The organism is Thalassotalea sp. 273M-4 (assembly GCF_041410465.1).
GTDB lineage: Bacteria > Pseudomonadota > Gammaproteobacteria > Enterobacterales > Alteromonadaceae > Thalassotalea_A > Thalassotalea_A aquiviva.
The window spans coordinates 2,063,856-2,087,794 of sequence record NZ_CP166961.1 but is presented as its reverse complement, the minus strand read 5'-3'; the positions used below and the strand labels follow the sequence as shown (position 1 = coordinate 2,087,794).

The window sequence follows — 23,939 nt, the reverse complement described above, 5'->3', positions numbered from 1 at the left end:
AAAGAAGGGCGCTAATAGAAAGTGTTTAGACTATCATGCGATGCTTTAAATAGGGTGCAGATACGTTCATTATCCTTGGTAAGTAGTCTCACTATGGTTGTGAGAGCGAATATATTCGCTAAACTCTTTGTTAATCACTTTAAGATTTCCGTCAGCCCCAGATGTTTGTTTGCATTAAATAAACGTTAAAGGGTCACAGCTTTGTCGTACTGTTAAATCAATAACAAGACCTATATCACAGGCAGTTTTAGTGGCCTCTAGCCAAACATCGTAATGCTGCCGACATAACAATAATAATTAATCAACAAGACATCAGTAGAGCACTGACAGCTAAATTGTGGTTGCAGATCAGTAAGCTTACTGTTTTAGGAGACTATCGTGGAAAAAGTGTGGCTTGAAAAAAGTTATCCTCCTGGGGTGCCATTTGAAATCGATCCAAATAAATACTCATCATTAGCTCAGGTATTTGATCGTTATACCCAAAAATACGCCAATAACACCGCCTTTATAAATATGGATGTTAAGCTGTCCTATAAAGAGTTAGAGCAACAGGCGAAAGCGTTTGCCGCCTATTTACAACAGGAATTGGGGTTAAAAAAAGGCGACAAAATCGCCATTATGGTACCCAATTCTCTGCAATACCCTATTGCGTTATTTGCCGGGCTTATCGCTGGTTTAACCGTGGTTAATGTTAATCCGTTATATACTGCGCGTGAGTTAAAACATCAATTGAATGACTCGGGTGCGAGCACCATTGTGATCATCGAAAATTTTGCCAACACCCTTGAGCAAGTGATTAACGACACCCCGATTAAGAATGTGATTCTAACCAAACTAGGTGACAGGTTTGGCGCTATTAAAGGCTTTGTGGTAAATATGGTGGTTCGCCATATTAAAAAGTTGGTTCCTGCTTATAGCCTAAAAGATACGATTGATTTTAATCAGGTGATCTCACAAGGTATGAAACTCACCTTTAATCCGGTAGATATTGATGGTGACGATTTGGCGTTTTTACAATACACCGGAGGCACCACTGGAACGTCGAAAGGGGCCATGCTGAGTCATCGCAATATGGTCGCCAACTTAGAACAGGCCAAAGGCGCATTAAGGCCATTGCTGGTCGAAGGTAATGAGTTGGTTGTTACGGCTTTGCCGCTCTATCATATCTTTGCTTTAACCGCTAATTGCCTGACTTTTTTCACCTTAGGTGGAACGAATCTGTTGATCACCAACCCTCGAGATATGCCTGGGTTTATTAAAGAGTTAAAAAAATACCCGTTTACTACTTTAACAGGGGTTAATACCTTGTTTAACGGTTTATTAAATACCCCAGGCTTTAAAGATGTCGACTTTAGTCATTTAAAAATATCTTTGGGTGGGGGTATGGCGGTGCAACAACCGGTGGCAGAAAAATGGCAACAAGTGACGAAAACTCGAATGCTTGAAGGTTATGGTCTAACCGAATGTGCTCCTTTAGTGACCATGAGCCCATACAACCTTGACGGCTTTGATGGCACCATTGGAGTGCCGGCGCCATCGACGGATATTCGCATTATTGACGAGCACGGAAATGAGTGTGAGGTGAATCAACCGGGCGAAATGTATGTCAAAGGGCCACAAGTGATGGTTGGTTATTATCAACGTGAACAAGAAACCGCTGAGGTCCTTAAAGACGGATGGCTTGCGACCGGCGATATTGCGACGATGAACGAGAATGGCTTCTTTAGCATTGTCGATCGTAAAAAAGATATGATCATAGTCTCTGGTTTTAATGTGTATCCCAATGAAATTGAAGAAGTGCTGGCGACGCATCCTGACATTATCGAATCCGCTGTGGTTGGGGTTGCACATGAGGTGAGTGGTGAAATGGTAAAAGCGTTTGTGGTAACCAATAACGATAAACTCACCGAAAAAGAAGTGATCGCCCATTGCAAAGCCAATTTAACCAACTACAAAGTGCCTAAACGCGTCGAGTTCAAAGACGAATTACCAAAGAGTAATGTCGGTAAGATACTTCGTCGTCAGTTAAAATAAGCGTATACGTTCAGCTTTTATCCAAGACCCGACAAAGGGCGATTAATTTTGCCTTTTGTCGCGGTTAAGCTTGACTGCTATGTCGTAACAGTACAAACTTCGAATCAAAGTGTGCCAACATTTCCCGTTGTTTTTCCTGCTAGAAACCATCAGTTCGTTTGCATGCGCCAATACCATTAACCGCTGGTATGAGATTACTATAGAGAGATATTGTGCAGCATATTTACATTCAAGACTCCAAAACTCTGCTCGAATACTGCCAACAGGCTGCCAAAGCCGAAGTTCTAGCCATTGATACCGAATTTGTTAGAACCCGAACATTGATCCCAAAACTGGGTTTAATCCAAGCTTACGACGGTCATACCTTGGCTTTAATCGATCCGGTGTTAACCGATGACTTAAGCTCTTTTTGGCAATTACTCGCCGATCCGACGTTGTTGAAAATCATCCATTCGTGTTCTGAAGACTTAGAAGTGTTTTTGCACAGTGGTCAATGCAGACCAGCTAATATGCTAGACTCACAAATTGCCATGGCATTTTTAGGCCATGGTTTATCGATGGGCTATGCGGCTATGGTTAAGCACTTTTTAGACATTGATTTAGACAAAAGTGAGTCAAGAACCGATTGGATGAAACGACCTCTTAGTGCCAAACAATTAGAGTATGCAGCGGCAGATGTTTATTACTTGCATCAAATTAGCACGACAGTCATTGAGCTGGTTAAAACAGCGGGTTGGTATGACGCTGTAATGTCAGATACGGACGCCATGGTAGATAAAAAGTTTAGTAAAACCGATCCTATGGCGCTATATCTTGATTTTAAAGGGGCTTGGCGCTTAAAGCCTAGACAACTGTTGCGATTACAATACTTGTTGCAATGGCGCTATGAATTGGCGCAAAAGAAAGACTTACCTTACAGTTTTATTGCCAAAGACCATACGTTACTTATTGTTGCCGAAAACAATCCAAAAAGCGTCGGTGCAATGGCCAGTTATGAAGGCGTTGAAATTCTCGATGTGCGTCACAAAGGCAAAGCCATGTTAAGTGTGTTAAATCAAGTTAACCAAGTGCCTGAGTCCGAAGAACCAAGCGCTATTAAGCGATTAGATAACCATCCCGGGTACAAACAAATCTTTAAAAGATTAAAGAGTTTTGTCCAACAACTGGCCAAAGAACAAGACCTTGATATTCAAGTGGTCGCCGGTAAAAAGCAACTAAACCAATTTTTAGCTTGGTATTGGAAAATCAATCAAGCAGGTAATCAAGATCAAGTCGAACTTTTATCCGGCTGGCGACAGGTTTTATTTGCCGACAAATTAATGGCATTTGCCCATAACGACTTTCAGTTGAAGTCATAACCAATCCAAATTTATTGAAGAACGTGAGTACGATTTCCCATGTTATGTGTTGTTTATAAAAGCCCTAAAAAAGCGCAAACTTATTTGTATGTATTAAAACGAGATGATTTCTCTGCAGTACCAGAGGCATTAATGAAAACGTTTGGTACACCGGAGCTGGTTACTGTGATTAACTTAGCAAAACGGGTGAATATGGGCCAAGCCGATGTGATTAAATTAAAACAGTCATTAACAGAGCAGGGCTTCTACCTACAATTACCACCCCCTGTGGAAGATATGCTAAAAGAGCATAAAAATAAAATGGGCTCTGCCAATAGCTAAGCTTGAGGAAGTAGAGAATGAAAAAGAGATTAACCTTCGCATCTTTTGCCTTGTTTGTGAGCGCTGGGGCAATGGCTTTTGAGCAAAGCAAAATCAGTTTCGCTCAATACGTTGAAAACATAAAGCAAGAAGCGTTAGATAAAGGCTTTTCAAAAGAGCTGGTAGAACAGACTTTTGCTGATGTTAAGTTTCACCAACGAGCGGTTAAAGCCGATAAAAATCAGCCAGAAAAGGTTGAAACCTTAGAAACTTATTTGCCTAAGCGGGTTTCTGATTGGAAGGTTAAAAAAGCTCGCCAAATGATGCAAGAGCATCAGCAAGAATTAACCAAAGTGAGTAAACACTATGGGGTACAGCCCAGATTTATTGTTGCTCTGTGGGGGTTAGAATCAAATTTTGGCAGTTATACTGGTAACTATAATGTGGTAAGTGCGCTTACTACCTTAGCCTATGAAGGTCGCCGCGAAGCGTTTTTTAAACGTGAGTTGTTTAACGCCTTAACGATTTTAAAACAGGGGCATATTAGCAATGCGCAAATGAAGGGCTCTTGGGCTGGCGCAATGGGGCATAGTCAATTTATGCCAAGCTCGTTTTTATCTTATGCTGCCGATGGTGACGGTGATGGGGTCAAAGATATTTGGAATAATCCCGCGGATGTATTCGCCTCTATTGCCAACTATTTAAGCAAAGTCGGTTGGAATGATCAATTGACTTGGGGGCGACAAGTGTCACTCCCCAAAGATTTTGATTACGCTTTGGCGATCCCACAACGCACTGGTGGGCGCACCAATTGGTTAAAGGCTTGGCAACAAACCGAGCGGTCATTGAGTCAATGGCAGGCGGCCGGCGTGCGAAAATACGATGGTAGCGATTTGCCCATCGTTGATGTGAAAGCCGCTTTGGTTTTTCCAGATGGCGAACAAGGTCGCGCCTACCTTGCTTATGACAACTATAAAACCCTAATGCATTGGAATTTGTCTTATTACTTTGTTACCAGTGTCGGCCACTTAGCCGATCGAATTAAATTCGACTAGTATTTATATATTTCCCCTTTTATAAAGTTCAAACCTAAACAGCCTTTATAAAAGGGCTTGAGGTCTACGTGAAAAAGAAACCCAGTAAAACAATCGATAAGTTTTGGGAAACCAAAACGTTATCACAAATGAGCGAATCCGAATGGGAATCGTTATGCGATGGTTGTGGCAAATGTTGTTTGCACAAAATCATCGAAGAAGAGCATGACGATGACGTCGAGTTAGTTGATGAAGGTCTGCAGTTACCCACCGATTATATCGGCGAAGGTGAAGAGATGCTCTACACCAATGTGGTTTGTCACCTACTCAATGATAAAACCTGCAGTTGTACCAAATACGCTCAACGAACGAAATTAGTCCCTGACTGTGTTAAATTAACCCAGGCAAACTTAGACGATATATTCTTTATGCCAAACAGCTGTACCTACCGTCGTTTACATGAAGGACGAGGGATCCCGTCTTGGCATCCTTTATTGCACAAAGGCAAAAAATCTGAAATGCACAAAGCTGGGATGTCGGTTCGTGGCAAAGTGGTCAAAGACGATGACGTTGATATGCAAGACTATGAAGAGCATATCGTTACTTGGCCCCTTGCTGATATCGACTAACCTATGTTGTCGCTTTGAGACTCTAATTTATGCATGCAGTTCATCAATTATACCTTTATCGAAAAAGTTTAAGCACCCGTGAGTTTAAAGGTCGCGGCTGGAAAGTTAAACGCTGTGATACCTGTCGTGTGGCAAGGGATTATTGTATTTGTGACATGGTCCGTCAAAGCCCGTGCAATAGCGCGTTTTTGCTTTTGATGTATGATAACGAAGTTCTAAAGCCAAGTAATACTGGGCGTTTGATTGCTGATGTTATCCCCGACACGCATGCATGTATATGGCAACGCACGGATATGGAGCCAACCTTAAAGGCTTTGCTTGAAAGTGAAAAGTATCAGCCGTATCTGGTGTTTCCTAAAGACTATGCGGGTGAACATCAAACGGTTATTGAACAAAAACCTGAGCCTGTCGATGGTAAAAAGCCCTTGTTTATTTTAATTGATTCAACGTGGCGCCAAGCTAAGAAAATACTGCGAAAAAGTCCGTATTTATTGGATTTGCCTATGTTGTCGATTCCATCATCTGTACTTGCCAACGACTCTGTTGCCGTCGATTGTGATGTTCAGCAACAGTTAAAACATCAAAACTTTGATTCAAAATATCAGGTTCGAAAAGCGCCTAAAGAAGGGCAGTTTGCGACGGCGGAAGTTGCCGCCAAAGTGTTAGCTCTTTGTGAAGAAAAAACCGCAGCCCAACATCTTGATTTGTGGTTTGAAGTATTTGCCTATCGTTACCAAGAAGGGGTTATGCAGGTCAATAAAGGCAACCCAGATGCAATCAATAACTATCTTAACTTTCTAAAGAAAAATAATTTATAATAAAATCAAATAGCTAGATAACCCTGTAAGGAATGTTAAAGTTTCAGAGTTGGTTAAAATACCTTGCATTATTTTCACTGATCAGAGACAGTTGGTGGTTAATAAAAAAAGTAATAAATAGGTGTGTTGATGTTGCAAGTAACTTCTTTTTTTTCTTCTTTAGCGGGTCACTTTACTTTAAGGCGCCGTGTCATTTGGTCACCAAATTTTAATCATTGGGGCCGGCGAGCGCGATTATTGGCGTTAACGACTTGGGTCTATTTGGCAGCTAGTGTGTCGATACAAGCTGAAGATGAAGTATTCTTGGTAACCTTAAAAAGTGACCAAGTGATCGATGTCAGCAACATCAGTCAACGTTTAGGTTATGACAATCAACCACACTTTAGCCCAGATTCAAAATCGTTATTATTTACCTCTATGTTCACCGAGCAAAGTGTTGATGGCAAACAGACCAGTCAGACCGACAGTATGCGTTTAGACCTAGCAACCGGCTCTTTAGTTAACTTATCGCAATCGACAGCCAGTGAATATTCACCAACAGTGACACCAGATAAGAATCATTTCTCAGTTATTCGAGTTGGTGATGATGGGCGTCAATTATTATGGCAATACCCGTTAGAGCAGGTCAGCGCAGCAAAAGCGTTAAACCGCAAAGTGTCATTACTACCAGAGGTTTATGACGTTGGTTATCATGTTTGGCTAAATCAAGCCGAATTACTGTTGTTCATATTAGGCCAACCTATGACCTTAGAGCGCGTAGATATTAAAGACGGTACGCGACAAATCGTTGATACGAATATTGGTCGAACCCTACGCAAGTTGCCAAATCAACCACTATTTAGTTACACCAAAGCGATAGGTGAAAACTGGCAGGTAAACATTTACCACCCCGAAAACCAAGAGAGTATTTCTTCCGTTACTTTACCAAATAACAACATGTATTACGCTTGGCATAATGACGGCGATGTATTATCTGCTAAGCAAGCTAAAATCATGAAGGCTGAGCCAAAGTCGACGGCAAATTGGACCCTATGGCATGACTTTTCTGCCCACTGTTTAGGGGACATCACTCGTTTGGTTATGTCTAACAATAGCCAATATCTCGCTTTCGTCTGTAACACAGCTGACAAAGGCTAGGTAAAAGAGCGTCACAGCATGGTCTGAAACCTTTTAAAACAAAATTCAAAGCCAAGCCATTTTACTATCTCAAGGCTTGGCTTTTTTATTGTGGTTTCAGCTATACCTCTTGGCTACGCTAATGTCAGTATGATCAGCTTCCTTTCGTCGGTGTTGCTCGGTGCCAAGATGGGTTTATAAATTTCTCTAGTTACTTGATAAACCTAATTTTTCACTGCTATATTGAAACTAGGTTGACAATAATAGGAATAACAAATGAACCCCACTTACCATGAAATATTGGAGCGCCGTAAGCATTTTCGCATCGATATGGAAAATGAAACCGTCGAAATGTTTTGGCGAGACAGCGAAGGCCAAGCGCATCAGCTTGAATGTCAATGCATTGATTTTTCGCGCAAAGGCTTAAAAATTGAACACGACTTTGCGATTGAAGTCGACACGCCAGTATCGATAAGATTCCAAACCAATCACCCAAATAGTAAAGACATTAACGCAAAAGTAGTGCGATGTTTGGAAAACGTGGATGGCAAATTTTCAATTGGTTTTGAAATACTTTAGTTATCTTTACCAGAGCCAAGAGCAAAATAAGGACATACAATGATTATTTTAGTTGGTGGTGAAAAAGGGGGGAGCGGAAAAAGTTGTCTTGCTCAAAATCTGGCTGTATTTTTTACTGTGGAACAACAATCGAGCGTGTTATTAGCGGATTGCGATCCGCAACGTACGACATCTGATTGGATCCATGCTCGAAATACTAACACCAAGTTAACCAGTATTAACTGCATTCAGCTCTATGGTAAAATTCGCAATGATCTTCTGAGCTTAAGTCAGCATTATGACTATGTGATTGTCGATTGTGGTGGTCAAGATAATTTGGCCTTGCGTTCAGCGATGTCCGTTGCCGATCATGTTTTGGTGCCATTGCGTCCTAAACGTCGTGACTTTAAGACGGCACCACATATGGAAGATATGCTCAGCACCTGCAAAATGGTTAATCCTAAAATGGCAGCCTCGTTTGTTATCACTCAATGTCCCTCATTACCCAATCAAGCCCCTCGGATTCTTGAAGCGAAAGACGTATGTGCGTCTTATGGGATCAATGTTCTTGACTCGATCACCTATTCACGCAATATCTATGATGACAGTGAAGAGCGTGGTTCATCTGTTTTAGAGGAGGAACCAGATGGTAAGGCTGCAGATGAAATTCGAGCGATTGCCAATGAAATGATGGCGATAGAGCAGGTGGTTAGCTATGAGTTTAGCTGATTTAAAAAGACAGTATAAAGACGCGGAGCAGAGGCCTTTTACGGTCGACGATTTTATTTTAGATGCGCTTAATTACGCCAAGGGTGAAGGCAAATTATTACGTAAGAAAAACGAGAAAGCTTTGCCGCCTTTATTTCATCAGCTTGCCTTAGACATTGAACATATCGATGTTAAACCAATGAAGGAGCCAAACTTTCGTCATTGCACTTTCACCCTCACGGAAGAAATCATCGCTCATTTGAATGAGTTATCTGAACAAACCAATATAGCCAAATCTCGGCTCATCAGAATTCTCATCACGTCCTGCAAAGGCCAAGATAACCTGACCATGCTACAACGTTCTATGGTTGAATAAAGCTGCTGCGCTTGCACTAAATGCGGTTCCCTTAAACAGCCCGCCCGTGGTAAAATCTAAGCCCATTTTCCATTGTTGTTATTCCATCTATGCGTTTAGATAAATACCTATGTCGTTGCACCGAGTATTCTCGCAGTGACGCTAAAAAAGCGTTAAAACAAGGCCGTGTTACCGTTAATGGTGAAGTGGTTAAAGATCCTGGCCACCAAGTTTACCAAGAAACACTGGTGGAACTTGATCAACAGCCACTGTCTTTTCAGGCTGCGCGCTATATTATGTTGCACAAACCTGTGGATTTCATCTGCTCAAATGCGGATGAATTATATCCTTCGGCGCTGCATCTTTTGGATGTTGACCGAGCGTTTGATTTACACATTGCAGGTCGATTAGATGTCGATACAACCGGTTTGGTTTTGGTAACTGATGATGGCCAATGGTCACACAATATAACCTCGCCGAAAAAGGCTTGCCAAAAGCGTTATCGGGTCGAATTATCAAAGCCTATTCGAGACGATGCCGGTGCTTTATTTGCGCACGGTGTGCAGTTACAAAATGAAGATAAGTTGACTCGTCCAGCAAAACTTGAGGTTTTAGCCGAACACGAAGTGCTGTTGACCATCAGCGAAGGTAAATATCATCAAGTTAAACGCATGTTTGCCGCCATTGGCAATAAAGTGGTGGCTTTGCATCGAGAAAAAATAGGCAACATTGAACTAGACCCTGAACTTGCTCCAGGTCAATGGCGCTACTTAACAGATGAAGAAGTAAATAGTATCTAATCGCGGTGCCGGTTAATGACTGCTAAGCCTTATGGTGTTGTTAGAAACACTGCAAGTTGCTGCACAGGAGTTTGGCGCACAGGAATTAAAACCTTAACGTTAGTGCTCAAAAGCCGAACAAAATCCATTTGACAAGCTTATTAGCCTAGATGGGAGTTTAACTTGACAGGTTGTAGGCAGCCCGACATAAATAAGGGCTGCCAATGAGGTAGACATATGTGGTCTGTGGTTTTCAACCGTAAAACCGGTTTGTGAATGAATAAAACCGTGAATTATTTTTTTTCAAGGCCATTAAATTTAGCTAATTGTTCGTCAGTTGCTGGTAGTTGATGCTCATCTTTCCATTGCTGATAAGGCATTTTATAAATATGCTCACGACTTGCATCAAGATCGACCTTAACCCCAAGTTTCTCGCCTTCTTCTACCATCCACTTTGAAAAACAATTTCGGCAAAAGCCCGCTAAAATCATTAAATCAATATTTTGCACATCTTTTCGATTATCAAGATGATTTAACAGTCGACGAAATACCGCCGCTTCAATCTCAGTTTGTTTTTCAATATTCATCGTGTTTCCTTGCTTATGTTGTTGTATTAATCGGGTCGTTGATGACGTCTAATTTGTACAATTAAGCCCACATAAGGGTGATCAAAGTAATGAATTTCGTTACTGATCACACGCCTGTTTTGATTAAATGGGATGAGCAGACCACTTGGCTCACCAGGGGTGGCATTAGGGTTTGGTAAGTGAAAATTTAATTCGCTGTCAATAAATAGGTAGTGATTTAAATGTACTTTAAATAAGCCCTCTACCATCCATGTTTGCAAATCATTTTGTTGTTCACTATTACGTTCTTGAAAGTGGCTTTTAACGGGCGTTAACTTATTGTCTTTTAACTCATTAACCAGTTTTTCTGGGGTGAATTTTTGTGCTTGCACTTGTTCAATAATTTGATTTATATGCAGCTCAAGTTCGTTTGTTTGTGGTTGCTTCGTTGCTGTTGTGAGATCACTCGCATTGTTTTGCGCAAGGCTTGACTCTATTGTGCTGATGTTAGATACCTTAGGTCCTGCCATCAGCTTAACGGGTTTGGCCCATCTCTGGCTGTATACGGGTTGACGCCAAGCCATGTGTAGCAAGGGTCTAAATTCGGCCGAGCGCTTAAGAGAATTAAAAATATGTCTTAGTTGAAAGCTACTACGACTTAGTAAATAAGGCTGTTGAGCGTGTAAATCTTCGCTGCCCGAGATCGTCGTTGGGATCTCTGAATATACCTCATCTAGAGGCATTAACACCTCTTCTAGATCGTTTTTATAGCAATCAAGGCCCAACGGAAGTGACTCCGCTTGGCTTTCTTGGCCGAGTAAGTTGTCGGGTACTAAAGATGGCAGTACAGACAGTGCAGGTTGTTGTAACACAGCCCCCTGTGGTTGAACGTCTATCAGATGGTTGTCACTCTCAACCTCATAACTCACATTCATAATGTTTTGGCTGGAATAAGCAAAAGCTTGCGCATCATCAGTACTAAAGTGTAAGTCTTGTTGTTGATTTACGGGTTGATTTGACGGTGTTGTTGCCGTCTCATCGACATTATCTACCGGCAACATTTTAATGATTTGTTGCCAATGTAATGGTTTATCTAGCTTAATGGTTAACGGGTCATCATCTTTCATACATGCGCCCAACAAATAACGAGAATCACGCGTTTTCTGCATTTGCCCATGAATAAGATTGACGGCCTGGGTATCTTTCATTTTTAGCGCTTGCTCAATGGCAAAATGCTCATCAGAGCGGGATTGATCGCCAAGTTGTTGGATTAAAATGACTTCAATCTCAAACCAACGAGCATCGTCGCTGTTGGCTGCGAGTGCTTGCGCTGATAATAGACTGCTGCTGAGCAATACGCTAGCAGAAGCTAAGCTAACAAATTTTTTGGCAAAGGTTTGAGTCATTGCAGTTTTTCGCTCACAAGTTGGGTTGTTGGCAAGGTTAAAAAAGGCGCAGTTCGACATTTAACTCAGATCCTCAATCATCTTGGTTATTAAATTAAGTCTTTCTTGACTGGAATCTGTTGGGATAGCAAATTTCAGTTTATTGGCTCCATCTAATTTATATACTGATGGCTGTGCTTGAATCAAGCCTATTATCAGCACAGGGTTGATTTTTGTTTCTTGTCTAAATTCAAAAGAACCGCCTTTAGCATTTGCATCGACTCTGGCAATTCCGAGTTTGTCAGCCTTTAGTTTTAATTTGGCTAAATGAAACATATTTTTGGTTGCATCGGGTAATAAACCAAAACGGTTAATTAGCTCTACCTGAAGCTCGTCCAGTTGATTATTCGATTGGCAACTGGCGATGCGTTTATAAAAGGATAAGCGAATACTAACGTCAAATATATAATCTTGTGGTAATAAAGCGGGAATTTGCAGTTCGATTTCAGTTTGCTTGCGGTTTAAATCCTCTAGCGATGGCTGTTTGCCTTCTTTTAACGCGGATACCGCCTGATCCAGCATTTCCATATACAAACTAAAACCGACACTGGCCATTTGCCCCGATTGATCTTCTCCTAAGAGCTCACCAGCCCCTCGAATTTCTAAGTCATGGGTGGCAAGCGCAAAGCCTGCGCCTAAATCTTCTAATTGAGAAATAGCATCAAGTCGTTTGATTGCATCTTTAGTCATCCGTTTTGGATGGGGGGTTAATAAATACGCATACGCCTGATGATGCGAGCGTCCAACTCGGCCCCTAAGCTGGTGTAGCTGAGCCAAGCCAAGGTGATCGGCTCTGTCCATAATAATGGTATTGGCCGTTGGCACATCAATACCGGTTTCAATAATGGTGGTGCACAGTAAAACGTTAAAACGTTGATGGTAAAAGTCGCTCATAATACGTTCTAAATCCCGCTCAGGCATTTGCCCGTGCGCAATAACAATTTTAGCTTCAGGAACCAATTCTTGCAGCTCTATTGCTGTTTTTTCAATGGTTTGAACATTATTATGTAAGAAGTAGACCTGACCACCACGTAAAATTTCACGTAAAATGCTTTCTCGAATTAAACCGTTTTCGCGCTCTCTAACAAAGGTTTTTACCGCCAGTCTTTTCGCTGGCGGGGTTGCAATTATGGATAAGTCACGCATCCCACCCATGGCCATATTAAGGGTCCTTGGGATTGGGGTTGCGGTTAGGGTTAAAATATCAACATTGGCTCTTAAGCGTTTGATTTTCTCTTTTTGTTTTACCCCAAATCGATGCTCTTCATCCACAATCAACAAACCTAAATCATGGTATTTAATGTTGTCATTTAGCAACCTATGAGTACCAATAAGAATATCAATATCACCGCGACCGACTTTCTCAATGATGTCTTTTTGTTGTTTTGGGGTTTTAAATCGAGAAAGGACTTCAATATTTACAGGCCAATTGGCAAAGCGGTCTCTAAAAGTTTCATAGTGTTGTTGAGCCAACAAGGTTGTAGGGACTAGGATCACCACTTGTTTGCTATCATGGGCGGCGATAAATGCGGCGCGCATCGCCACTTCCGTTTTACCAAAGCCAACATCACCACAAACCAAACGATCCATCGAACTGCTGTCGAGCATATCCGCAATCACTTGGGTAATGGCATTTTTTTGGTCATCCGTTTCTTCAAAACCAAAGCTTTGCGCAAAACGTTGATATTCATCTTTATCTCGTTTGAAAGCATAGCCTTTTGAGTTTTGGCGTTTGGCATAGATATCAAGCAGTTGTGCAGCCACATCTTTTACTTTTTCGGCTGCTTTTTGCTTCGCTTTAGCCCAAGCATCGTTGCCCAAGCGGTGCAGTGGGGTCGATTCGCTGTCGCTACCAGAGTAACGTGAAATTAAGTGTAATGAGGTGACCGGTACATATAATTTAGCATCATTGGCATAACTAAGAGTCAAAAACTCGGTGCTGATGCCACCATTTTCTAGCGTTTGTAACCCTTGATAACGACCGATACCATGCTCAATATGAACCACAGGTTGTCCGATACTGAGTTCGGATAGGTTTTTAAAAATCGCTTCGGTGTTGGTTTCGTCATTTTTCTGACGACGGCGACGTTGCTTCACCTGGTCGGTAAATAAATCGTCTTCGCAAACAAAGGCTAATTGTTCAGCGCTAAAACCGTTTTGCTCACCTAAAATAAATCCATGACTCAGCGCATTGACCGTAATGGTAATCGGCATTGAGGAATTTAAAAATTCACTTAAATGACTTACCACCACAGGGGCTATTTGTTCCTTGGCCAATAATTCTAATAACGCTTCACGTCGGCCTTCGCTTTCGGTGATAAACACAATTTTGCCATTAAACTCGTTAATAAAATGGCAAATCTTACTCAGGGGTTTTTTGAGTTGATGGTTTACACTAACATCGGGCAAGGCCTTGGTGTCAAAGCTTAGGTCGGTATTTTTTGTTGCTAAGCTGTTAGGAGTAATGTTTACGCGATCAAGCGTTTTTAAATGACTGTATACGTTTTCTATCGATAAAAAGAGTCTGTCAGGCTCTAAAAGTGGACGCAGTGGATCGTAACGTCGATCTTCATAACGGTACTGAATGTCTTGCCAAAATTGTTTTAATGGTTGTTCAATATCATCGACAATAAAGGTTTGAGTTTGCGCCGGTAAATAATCAAATAAAGTTTCGGTTTGCGCAAAAAACAAAGGTAAATAATATTCAATACCCGCTGGCATTACACCTTGAGATACCTGATAGTAAACCGAAGATTTATCGTTACTGGCTTTTAATAGCTCACGATATTGAGCACGAAACAAACTGATAGCATCTTGATCGGTTGGAAATTCATGCGCCGGCAATAATTCAATTTTATCAACGATTTCTTCGGTTAACTGAGTGTCGACATCGAAGGTGCGGATACTTTCGATTTCATCATCAAAAAAGTCGACACGAAACGGTACTTTTGAGCCCATTGGAAACAAGTCTAATAAAGAACCCCTGGCACAAAATTCACCGTGCTCCATGACTTGTGATACCGCTCGATAGCCACTGGCTTCCAATTCTTGGCGAACTTGATGGATTTCTTTACGATCCGTGTTTTTAAGCAGCAAACTGTTGCTATCAAGATATTGTTTAGGTGCGAGCCGATGAGCCAACGTATGGGCAGGGACAATAACGATGCCCTTATCCATTTTTGACAGCTTATACAAGGTGGTTAAACGCTCAGAAATGATGTCTTGATGTGGAGAGAAGCTGTCGTAAGGCAAGGTCTCCCAGTCAGGAAACAGCAAAATAGCTAAGTTCTGATCATTTATTGAAAGCAATTCGTCATTTAAATGCAACGCACTTGCGGTATCTTTAGCAATAAGCAAGGTTAGGCCACTCGCATTAAGAGCACCATGATATATTGCCAATGAGGTACTGCTACCGGCTAAATTACACCATTGCTTTTTATCTTTATGCTTTGCGTCTAAACTACTTTTGGCAAGTGTCGGGGAAAATATCTGACTGAATTGATTCATCTAAATTGACTTGTTCCTGAAATGCTACTTAATCTTAATTTGTTATGATTGCCGATTTTAGGGCACTAAAAGATTTATTTTAAGGCATTTAAAGTAAAAAAAGGTAACTTTAGATGAAAAAAGCATAATTTCTTTGTTTTTCCTCGCTGTAAACGCCATGAACGCGTCAAGGAAGTGCTATTTTATTGAGCAGTAGGCTGCGTGATTACGTGTTTATTCATTCGTTTTTAACCATCAACTATGTATATTTATCCTTGTATCTGAACGGGCAAGCTTTTATCATGGATTGAATTTTTATAATAAATATTACACTCAATGTTTCAACCGGTTAGCCTGTTTATAGGCCTTCGTTACAGTCGTAGTCAAAATCGAGCAGGTTTTGTTTCTTTTATCACCTTTTTTTCTATTGCAGGTATCTTGCTTGGGGTCGCTTCTCTGATCACCGTTGTTTCGGTGATGAATGGCTTTGAAGGACAATTAAAACAACGCATTTTAGGTCTAGTGCCGCACGTTGTGGTTGAGTCAAAAGATCAACAATTAACGTCCTGGCAACAGCTTAGTCAACAACTAAGCGAGCAAGAACATGTTATTGCCGCGACGCCTTACATTGAAAGTGAATCTTTATTGCAATCAGCCTCGCAATTACGAGGGGTGTTGTTACAAGGTATATTTCCCGAATTTGAACCGGATATATCTTCGATAGCCAATAATATGCAAGTAGGTAGCCTAAACGAATTAAAAGCGGGCGAGTATCAGATCATAATGGGCGTTGGTTTAGCCCATGATCTTGGCCTTCGAATTGGCGATAAAGTGCGTATTGTGCTTCCAACCAAAACGATTTTTACCCCAATGGGGCGGGTGCCTGTACAACGTACCTTTACTTTAATTGGCGCCTTTCAAGTGGGATCGCAAGTAGACGAGCAAATGGTGCTTGTGCATGGTCAAGATGCCGCCAAATTGTTGCGCTTAAAAGGAGATGGGGTTGATAAAATACGGCTGTATCTTGATGATGCTTTTATGGCCTCTAAAACCGTGGCAAATTTAGCGCAAAAAACCGAGTTTGCAGATTTAACCTACAGTACTTGGAGTAAGTCTCAAGGGCAGTTATTTCAAGCCGTGCAAATAGAAAAAAACATGATGTGGTTAATGCTAAGTTTAATTGTTGCGGTCGCGGCCTTTAATATTGTGTCATCACTGGTGATGGTGGTGATCGACAAACAAGGTGAGATTGGTATATTGCAAACCCTTGGCATGAAACCCAAACAAATCCTACAAATTTTTATCACTCAAGGTATGGTGAACGGTCTTTGGGGCACCCTTATTGGCGCGGTTGTTGGCGTTGTCTTTGCCTTAAATATCAACGCTGTGCTGTCGCTCTTTGGGATGAATGTTATGGGCAATGGCTTTGCCATGCAAACCTTGCCCATCGAATTACGTTATCAACAAGTGTTAGTGATTGTCGCATTGGCTTTATTAATGAGTTTTATTGCCACCCTTTATCCCGCCTATCGCGCCTATAAAACACAACCGGCTGAGGTTTTACGCCATGAATAAAGTTTTAGTTTGCCAACAATTGGTGAAAGAATATCAACAAGGACCACAAAAAACTCAGGTTTTAAAGGGGTTAGATTTAACCGTTAATGCTGGCGAATTGGTGGCTGTGGTGGGGAGTTCCGGCTCAGGTAAAAGTACTTTTTTACATTTAGCTGGGGCATTAGATAATCCAACCAGTGGCCAAGTCTTTATTGATGATGTGAATATTTACCAACTTAGCGATGCGCAAAGAGCGAGCTTTAGAAATAAACACCTAGGGTTTATTTATCAGTTTCATCATTTGATGATGGAGTTTAGTGCAGAGGAAAATGTTGCGATGCCGCTTCTTATCCGTAATGAAAAGCCTAAAGTGGCATTGGCCCAAGCCCGTGAAATTTTGACAAAAGTGGGCTTAGGTCATCGTATGCATCATCGCCCGAGTGAGCTTTCTGGTGGCGAGCGTCAACGAGTGGCGATAGCAAGAGCATTAGTCACCAAACCGTCGTTAATCCTAGCCGATGAGCCAACAGGAAACTTGGATGCGGACACAGCTGAACAAATTTTTCAGTTGATTAAAGATTTGAACCGCTCTTCAGGCACGTCTTTTGTGGTGGTAACCCATGACTTGGTATTAGCGGAGCGTATGGATCGACAGTTAAAACTTGATCATGGAAAGCTGGTAAATGTTTAGACCTTTAAGTGTATTTTTGGGCCTAAGGTATGTTCGTTCAAGGCATGGTAAAGGCTTCTCTTCTTTTATTTCTGCCTCATCAACCGTAGGTATTGCGCTCGGGGTGATGGTGCTTATTTTGGTCTTGTCAGCGATGAACGGCTTTGAACGAGAATTAGCCAAACGCTTGTTATCGATTGTCCCCCACGGTGAATTTATTGCGGTATCTGAACCGATAGAACAATGGCAAAAAAAGCTTCCTAGCATAGAACAACACCCAAACGTGTTGGCTTCTGCCCCAGTGATAAAAATAAATGGTTTTTTACAAAAAGGGAATGACATTAAAGGCTTGGAAGTGCGCGCCGTGGATGTTGAACTTGAGGCGAAAGTCTCCGATATCGAGGCGTTTATTGAACATGGACAGTGGCAACAATTATCTGGCTATAGCCTTGTTATTGGCTCAGGAGTGGCGAGGAAGTTAAACCTTAAGTTAGGGGATAAAGTGCAATTGCTTTACCCGCGGGCCAATGCCGAAAATCAAGGTCGGTTTGCCGCCCCTTTAAAGAAAAACATGACCATTGTTGGGATTTTTAACTTTGGCGGTGCCATTGATGAAAGCTTGGCGTATATGCCGTTGAATATTGGCGCTGAGATGTTGCAACTTGGTAATGCTGTCCATGGTATTCGAATCAAAGTGGATGACGAATTTAAAGCCCCTGTTATTGTGCGAGAAATAGGTCAAAGGCTGTCAGATTATGTCTTTATGAATGATTGGACTCGAAGCCAAGGTCACGTTTTTAATGACATTCAATTGGTTCGTACAGTGATGTTTGTGGTTATGCTATTGGTCATAGCTGTCGCCAGTTTTAATATCGTGTCGAGCTTGTTTATGGCGGTGAATGACAAAAAAAGTGATATTGCGATACTAAAAACCATGGGGGCGTCGCCAACAACTCTGATGCTAACATTTGTTTATCAGGGCACCGTAAACGGACTACTTGGTTGCTTCTTTGGTGGCGTTTTTGGGGTGTACTTGTCTTTAAATTTAACCGGTATCGCCTTAGCCATTGAATCGACTCTGGGGATAACGTTTTTATCATCTGATATTTATTTTATTGATTTTTTACCGACTCAATTACAATGGCCCGATGTGATTGTGACCATCGTTGCCGCATTGATATTAAGTTTACTCGCCACTTTATATCCAGCTTGGCGTGCCAGTAAGATAGACCCTGCTAAGGTTTTAGGACAAGGCTAATTTCTCGATTTCGTTTTACCGACTTATTCACTTGGGTTTGCACAAGTAGCTATACTCAGCTGGATTTTTTAGTGCGGACTTACTTGGGTATATTTAAGTCCTTGCTCAAATAAAACATCGAAAGGAATCAGTTAATTAGCCCGTTGATAGCCCTGACAGCAGGGGCTGATAAATGGGGGCATAGCAAAGCATTAATAAAGCGAACGCAAGCTTCGCTTTTTTTAGGTTTAGCCGTCTTTAGGTTTCGTCCTCTTTAGGTTCTATGTAAACACTTTGGCGCCATAGCCCATTTAGCGAACGCAAGCAGTTTGGCCTATCGACAGCCAGGCCGATGTTGAGCTTCGATCTTGAGCTTGTTCTAAGTCTCGGGTGAATATTCATTCACAGCAACACCACGTTGATTAAGGGCAACGGGCTAATTTTTGTTAATAAGAGGTGAGGTTAAGACGACTTAAAACGACGCTTTTTGCGACTTTTCCAGTCGCTTCCGACCTTATATCGCCATAGATAATTGATGCTTACATAGCCAAGCGCCGAGAAAAACATCCCCGCGACCAAACTGCCAAGTAAAAATGGCGCACCGACCGAGGATAAGGTGCTCATTAATCCTTGCCATGAAAGCTCGAAGGCAAACGCTTGCTCGGGCACATTTAACAAAACTGTGCCAAGCTTATAGCAACCGTAAAACAATGGTGGAATGGTAATAGGGTTACTAACCCAAACCAAAGCGATTGATAGCGGTAAGTTAGCGCTAAACCAAATGGCCAACGCAGCAGCGATTATCATTTGAAACGGTACCGGTAAAAACGCGGTGAATAGACCAATCGCAAATGCTTTAGCAGCAGAACGTCGGTTTAAATGCCACAGATTCGGATTATGCAAAACATCACCAAAAATTTGTAGGTTCTTATTGTTTTTAATACTGTGGTGGTCAGGTAACCAACGTTTGATGAGCTTCTTGGGCATAGCGTGATCTAATTACTCTAAACTTTTTTCATACCGAACGGTGATATCGGTAACGTTAAAAAATACCTTTTTGAAATGGAACCAAACACTATGGAACGGTGGTTTGTCGGATTTCTGCTTGGGGCATTTTTGTCTCTGTTCTTACCAACAATACCGACATTTATATATATCGCTATTATGTTGATGTCCTCTGTGTGGCTACACATATTTACTAGGCGTTATACAACAGGGGGCTTTATTCTAGGGGCTTGTTGGGTGTTAATCAATGGGCAGAATGATATTAACTGGGCCCAGATCAATGAAATTTCTGTTTTAGAGCTTCAACAACAGCCAATATGGTTACAAGGAACCATTACCTCGTTGATCCCTGCAACGCCTTGCCAAATCCCTTGTGAGCATACTGCGCGTTTTAACTTTAAGGTTACTCAACTGCAACAGCAGACGCTAGTTAAGCCATTTCACCTGCGTTTAAGCTGGAAGAACCCACCGAACAACTTAAAACAAGGCAGTGTATTAACGCTACAAACAAAGTTAAAAATAGCGCATGGCTTTGCCAACCCAGGTGGATTTGCTTATAAAAACTGGTTGCTTGCTAAGGAATTGGTGGCAACAGGGTATGTAAAAAACTGGCGACCAGAGCTATCAGACCTAAATAATCCAAGTGTTAGGCAACAATTTTATGATCATATTTATGAGCAAATAAAGAGTGAGCACAAGGGGTTAATCCTGGCCTTGGCCTTGGGAGAGAAATCGTCAATCAGCTCGCAGCAATGGCAAGCGTTAAGGCAAACCGGTACGGTGCACCTGATGGCGATTTCAGGCTTGCATCTTGCCATTATTGCCAGTCTCTTTTTGGTTACGACTAAATTATTGATTAAAATATTGCCAACATCGGCGATATTCAATCGCTATCTTTACTATTTGCCTATAGTCCTATCTTTGTTATCTGCTACTGCGTACAGCCAAATGGCTGGTTTTTCTACCCCCACCCTCAGAGCCTTAGTGATGCTGTTATGTTATTGGGCTATACGATTGGCTCAAGGGAAAGTAACGCTTTCACTCTGGGTGCTGTTGGTACTCTTTGTTCTGGTGTTAATTAACCCGCTGATGTTACTTGATACCGGACTCTATTGGTCATTAGGTGCGGTGCTAACCATTTTTTTTATAGTCTGGCGTTTTCGAATCACCCTACAGACCGGCTCAAGGTGGGGGCGTTACTGTCGCTCACTGTTGTTGATTCAAGCCGGGCTCAGCTGTTTTCTTTTACCATTTACCGTGATTTGGCATCAACACTTAGTCTTAGGTAGCTTTTTGGTAAATATTATTGTGGTGCCTTTGATGAGCGTAACGGTGATCCCATTAACGCTAGTGGCAACGTTATTAAGCATCAATATGGGGGCATTAAGTTCGCTACTCTTTTTGTTGGTGGATTTTTGTTTACAGATAAACTGGCAAATAATTGAATTTGTCAGTGACATTGAACCACTTTATCTTGAGTATAATCGCACTATTTTATTGCTTACTGTGACTATCCCATTTGGGTTGTTGCTGTATATGAGTCGACTGCTCACGATAATTCAGCTCATTGGGTTGCAAGTGGGTCTAGTCGTTATCAGTTTTGCCACCTTGTTGGCGTTTCAATTTTGGCAACACCAGAATAACACTTGGTATGTGTATGTGCTCGATGTCGGTCACGGTCTTGCTGTGGTGATTGAAAAAAACGGCCAAGCTTTGTTGTACGATACCGGTTTAGCGTTTCCTTCTGGCTTTAATATAGCCGAAAGTGTGTTGCATCCATTTATCAAAAGTCGTTTTATGAACCAATTTGAACACACCATTATCAGTCATCAAGATAACGATCATGCAGGGGGGCTGGGTTATTTAGTAAAACAGCAATTAACCCGCTCATTGCGTTTTAATTTCATCTCTGAGATTGTAAAAGGTCAGCCTTGTTTGCGTGGTCATAACTTTCATTGGCAAGGTTTGAAGGTTGAAGTGTTATCACCCGTGGTGTACCTAGGCCGACGCAACGACGACTCATGTACGGTAAGAATCAGTGATGGTTTATACTCCGTGTTGTTGCCTGGTGATATTTCGTTGAAAATTGAACAACAACTGGTGTATGCAAAATTACCTAGAGCAAACATATTGATAGCACCGCATCATGGTTCAAAATCGTCATCATCAGAGTCATTTATTAACACCGTGAATCCACAATATGTGGTGTTTAGCAGTGGCTTTATGAACCGTTGGCATATGCCTGTCGCACAGGTACGGCAACGCTATCAACAGCATGGCAGTATGCTTTATAACACGGCGCATGATGGGGCAGTGCGTTTTGTGATTAATCAAACAGGTATTCAAGCTTCAAGTTATCGGCACCAGCATTGGCCATTTTGGCCATGGAACTATGTTGTCGGGCAATAAACCTAGCTAAAGTTATGGGCTGTTATTTGGTAAAAAACATTATATTTGGTATATCAGGCAATTAACGTTAAAATGATGAAATTGTTTGGCAAACAAAGGGCATTTGTTTGTTTTTCACCCTAGAGAGTTCTATGCAACAACAACCTCAAGCCACAACATGGCAAAATTTCAAACGCCTTTACACCTACGCTGATGGTCTTAAGTTATCATTAGTCGCCTCGATAATCGGTATGTTAGGTTATGCGGGTATCGACACTTTGTTTTTCTCTCAATTGCAACCGCTAATTGATGAGGGATTAACTCAAGCCAACCCCAAAATTTTACAATATGCTCCGATATTCGTTCTCGTTGCCTTTGCCTTGCGAGGTGTTTTCCATTTTGTTGCGACTTATTGTTTGGCTTGGATGGGAAATCACGTTGTTATGCGTCTTCGCCAAGAGTTGTTTGAACATATTGTTGCCATGCCCGTGTCCTACCATGATACCGAGTCAACGGGTAATTTGATTTCTAAAATCACCTACGATACGGAACAACTGCTCAAAGCCGTTTCTACTGCGATTATTACCCTGATTCGTGAAGGGGCTTTTGTTATTGGTTTATTAGGCTTGATGTTTTATAACAGCTGGCAACTGTCGCTTATTTTTATCCTGATTATTCCTATTGTGGCCGTCATAGTGGTGGTGGTGTCAAAACGTTTTCGCGCGGTCAGTAAGCACATTCAAAAAATGATGGGCGTCGTTACCAGCGCCACCGAACAAACGTTTAATGGTCATAAAGTGGTGATAACTTTTGGTGGTCAAGAGCGTGAATTTGAACGCTTTGCCAAAATAAATAACCAAAACCGTCAACAACGAATGAAGCTTGTTGCCGCCAAAGCCATTTCAGTACCTGTGATTCAAATTATTGCTTCATTTGCCCTCGCTTTTGTACTCTATGTCGCAAGCTCTGAAGAAATGGCAAGCCAATTAACCCCAGGTATCTTTACCACGGTCGTAACGTCGATGATCATGATGTTAAGACCGTTAAAATTACTGACCACAGTCAACAGTGAGTTTCAACGAGGTATGGCCGCAGCTGCGAGCGCATTTGAAGTGCTTGACCAGCCCATAGAACAAGACACAGGTCACTTACCATTAACCAAAGCTAAGGGCAGTTTAGCATTTGAAGATGTTGATTTTCATTATCAAAATAGCGAACGTCCAGCCTTAACTAAGGTTTCCTTTGACTTAAGCCCTGGCAAAACCCTAGCCCTTGTTGGCCGCTCTGGTAGTGGTAAGTCGACGATAAGTTCGTTATTGCTCCGATTCTATCGGGCCAGTTCAGGTCGTGTATTAATTGATGGCAAAAACATTAATGACTACAAATTAAAAGATTTACGAAAACAATTTGCTTACGTGTCTCAACAGGTCGTATTGTTTAACGATACGCTCGCCAATAATATTGCCTATGGGCGTCCCGATGCCAGCAAAGAGCAAATCATTGAAGCTGCAAAGGCGGCCCATGTTCTTGAGTTTGCAGATAATTTACCTAAAGGTCTTGATACCAATATTGGTGAAAACGGCGCCAGCTTAAGTGGGGGTCAGCGCCAACGCGTAGCGATTGCTCGCGCTTTATTATGCGATGCGCCGTTTTTGATTTTAGATGAGGCGACCAGTGCCCTTGATACAGAGTCTGAACGACATATCCAAGATGCGCTGCAAGTGCTACAACAAAACCGAACCTGTATTGTGATTGCCCATCGTTTATCCACAATTGAAAACGCAGACGCTATTATCGTGATGGATCAAGGTAAATTAATCGAGCAGGGCAATCATCAGCAATTGCTGGAAAAAAATGGCGCTTACGCACAGTTGCATGCGTTTCAGTTTGGCGAATAAC

20 protein-coding genes are annotated in these 23,939 nt (G+C 41.8%); 16 read left to right on the top strand and 4 right to left on the bottom strand.

What is annotated here, in order from left to right:
• The first annotated feature begins 378 nt into the window (after positions 1–378).
• The 11 genes from ACAY00_RS09445 (at position 379) to rsuA (ending at position 9,710) form a co-directional block, all read left to right on the top strand.
• A complete protein-coding gene (locus tag ACAY00_RS09445; RefSeq protein ID WP_371372798.1) occupies positions 379–2,034 on the top strand; it encodes an AMP-binding protein in 1,656 nt (551 codons plus the stop codon).
• Between the two features lie 212 nt (positions 2,035–2,246).
• A complete protein-coding gene (gene rnd, locus ACAY00_RS09440; RefSeq protein ID WP_371372796.1) occupies positions 2,247–3,392 on the top strand; it encodes a ribonuclease D in 1,146 nt (381 codons plus the stop codon).
• A 39-nt stretch (positions 3,393–3,431) separates the two neighbouring features.
• Positions 3,432–3,713, top strand: a complete 282-nt coding sequence (locus ACAY00_RS09435; protein ID WP_371372794.1) for a YcgL domain-containing protein — start codon at positions 3,432–3,434, stop codon at positions 3,711–3,713.
• Positions 3,714–3,730: 17 nt separating this feature from the next.
• Positions 3,731–4,747: a lytic transglycosylase domain-containing protein gene (locus tag ACAY00_RS09430; protein ID WP_371372792.1), complete on the top strand. Its 1,017-nt coding sequence runs from the start codon at positions 3,731–3,733 to the stop codon at positions 4,745–4,747.
• A gap of 128 nt (positions 4,748–4,875) precedes the next feature.
• Positions 4,876–5,355, top strand: a complete 480-nt coding sequence (locus tag ACAY00_RS09425) for a YcgN family cysteine cluster protein (RefSeq protein ID WP_371379664.1) — start codon at positions 4,876–4,878, stop codon at positions 5,353–5,355.
• Positions 5,356–5,384: 29 nt separating this feature from the next.
• Positions 5,385–6,173 carry a tRNA-uridine aminocarboxypropyltransferase gene (locus tag ACAY00_RS09420; RefSeq protein WP_371372790.1) on the top strand — a complete coding sequence of 263 codons (789 nt, stop codon included), beginning with the start codon at positions 5,385–5,387 and terminating at the stop codon, positions 6,171–6,173.
• A gap of 129 nt (positions 6,174–6,302) precedes the next feature.
• A complete protein-coding gene (locus ACAY00_RS09415) occupies positions 6,303–7,310 on the top strand; it encodes a TolB family protein (RefSeq protein ID WP_371372788.1) in 1,008 nt (335 codons plus the stop codon).
• Positions 7,311–7,565: 255 nt separating this feature from the next.
• Positions 7,566–7,868: a PilZ domain-containing protein gene (locus tag ACAY00_RS09410; protein ID WP_371372786.1), complete on the top strand. Its 303-nt coding sequence runs from the start codon at positions 7,566–7,568 to the stop codon at positions 7,866–7,868.
• A gap of 39 nt (positions 7,869–7,907) precedes the next feature.
• Positions 7,908–8,576 (top strand): AAA family ATPase, encoded by a 669-nt coding sequence (locus ACAY00_RS09405; RefSeq protein WP_371372784.1) that lies wholly within the window; start codon positions 7,908–7,910, stop codon positions 8,574–8,576.
• Complete coding sequence (locus ACAY00_RS09400) at positions 8,563–8,931, top strand: ribbon-helix-helix domain-containing protein (protein ID WP_371372782.1); 369 nt, start codon at positions 8,563–8,565, stop codon at positions 8,929–8,931. Before ACAY00_RS09405 ends, ACAY00_RS09400 begins: the two co-directional genes overlap by 14 nt.
• Before the next feature lie 89 nt (positions 8,932–9,020).
• Positions 9,021–9,710, top strand: coding sequence for a 16S rRNA pseudouridine(516) synthase RsuA (gene rsuA, locus ACAY00_RS09395; protein WP_371372780.1), 690 nt, complete (start codon positions 9,021–9,023; stop codon positions 9,708–9,710).
• A 272-nt stretch (positions 9,711–9,982) separates the two neighbouring features.
• Here rsuA and ACAY00_RS09390 read toward each other — a convergent pair whose 3' ends face one another.
• The 3 genes from ACAY00_RS09390 to mfd are packed head-to-tail and all read right to left on the bottom strand — an operon-like array spanning position 9,983 to position 15,207.
• Positions 9,983–10,276 carry a DUF1244 domain-containing protein gene (locus ACAY00_RS09390; protein ID WP_371372778.1) on the bottom strand — a complete coding sequence of 98 codons (294 nt, stop codon included), beginning with the start codon at positions 10,274–10,276 and terminating at the stop codon, positions 9,983–9,985.
• 26 nt (positions 10,277–10,302) lie between these two features.
• Positions 10,303–11,721, bottom strand: coding sequence for a CsiV family protein (locus tag ACAY00_RS09385; protein WP_371372776.1), 1,419 nt, complete (start codon positions 11,719–11,721; stop codon positions 10,303–10,305).
• A complete protein-coding gene (mfd, locus tag ACAY00_RS09380; RefSeq protein ID WP_371372774.1) occupies positions 11,722–15,207 on the bottom strand; it encodes a transcription-repair coupling factor in 3,486 nt (1,161 codons plus the stop codon). It lies immediately after the preceding gene.
• A 315-nt stretch (positions 15,208–15,522) separates the two neighbouring features.
• On the opposite strand from mfd, the gene ACAY00_RS09375 reads away from it, so the two are divergent.
• From ACAY00_RS09375 to lolE, 3 genes are read left to right on the top strand one after another with little or no spacing between them, the layout of a single operon-like run.
• On the top strand, positions 15,523–16,761 hold the full coding sequence (locus ACAY00_RS09375; protein ID WP_371372772.1) for a lipoprotein-releasing ABC transporter permease subunit: 1,239 nt from the start codon (positions 15,523–15,525) through the stop codon (positions 16,759–16,761).
• A complete protein-coding gene (gene lolD / locus ACAY00_RS09370) occupies positions 16,754–17,431 on the top strand; it encodes a lipoprotein-releasing ABC transporter ATP-binding protein LolD (protein WP_371372770.1) in 678 nt (225 codons plus the stop codon). The genes ACAY00_RS09375 and lolD overlap by 8 nt, the downstream gene beginning before the upstream one ends.
• Positions 17,424–18,668 (top strand): lipoprotein-releasing ABC transporter permease subunit LolE, encoded by a 1,245-nt coding sequence (gene lolE / locus ACAY00_RS09365; protein ID WP_371372768.1) that lies wholly within the window; start codon positions 17,424–17,426, stop codon positions 18,666–18,668. The genes lolD and lolE overlap by 8 nt, the downstream gene beginning before the upstream one ends.
• Before the next feature lie 441 nt (positions 18,669–19,109).
• Here lolE and ACAY00_RS09360 read toward each other — a convergent pair whose 3' ends face one another.
• Positions 19,110–19,634, bottom strand: a complete 525-nt coding sequence (locus ACAY00_RS09360; RefSeq protein WP_371372766.1) for a DUF2062 domain-containing protein — start codon at positions 19,632–19,634, stop codon at positions 19,110–19,112.
• Positions 19,635–19,709: 75 nt separating this feature from the next.
• On the opposite strand from ACAY00_RS09360, the gene ACAY00_RS09355 reads away from it, so the two are divergent.
• Together ACAY00_RS09355 and msbA are read left to right on the top strand one after the other, a co-directional pair.
• Entirely contained in the window at positions 19,710–22,061 is a 2,352-nt protein-coding gene (locus ACAY00_RS09355; protein WP_371372764.1) for a DNA internalization-related competence protein ComEC/Rec2, read from the top strand.
• 131 nt (positions 22,062–22,192) lie between these two features.
• The gene (gene msbA, locus ACAY00_RS09350; protein WP_371372762.1) at positions 22,193–23,938 is read left to right on the top strand and encodes a lipid A export permease/ATP-binding protein MsbA; all 1,746 of its coding nucleotides are present in this window, start codon (positions 22,193–22,195) and stop codon (positions 23,936–23,938) included.
• Position 23,939: the final 1 nt, after the last annotated feature.